This window comes from Aeromonas crassostreae, from assembly GCF_054052445.1.
Genome location: NZ_JBSTYM010000073.1, coordinates 1 through 334, shown reverse-complemented (window position 1 = coordinate 334; position 334 = coordinate 1). Strand labels below are relative to the sequence as shown.

Annotated in this window: 1 pseudogene; it reads left to right on the top strand. The window is 54.8% G+C overall.

From position 1 onward, the window contains the following. Nucleotides 1-59 precede the first annotated feature (59 nt). Nucleotides 60-334, top strand: a pseudogene (locus ACW5W4_RS18935) (transketolase); the annotation flags it as partial.

Below are 334 nucleotides of genomic sequence, written 5' to 3'. Positions count from 1 at the left end.
TGGGACAATAACGCGCCTAAAAACTTGGCCATCAAATGAAGCAATATCAGGAGATACAGATGCCTTCTCGTAAAGAGCTTGCCAATGCTATCCGTGCATTGAGTATGGATGCCGTGCAAAAAGCCAACTCCGGTCACCCGGGCGCCCCCATGGGAATGGCGGATATCGCTGAAGTGCTGTGGCGCAGCCACCTCAAGCACAACCCGAACAACCCCAAATGGGCCGACCGCGACCGTTTCATCCTCTCCAACGGCCACGGCTCCATGCTGCTGTACTCCCTGCTGCATCTCTCCGGTTATGACCTCTCCATCGAGGATCTGAAAAACTTCCGCCA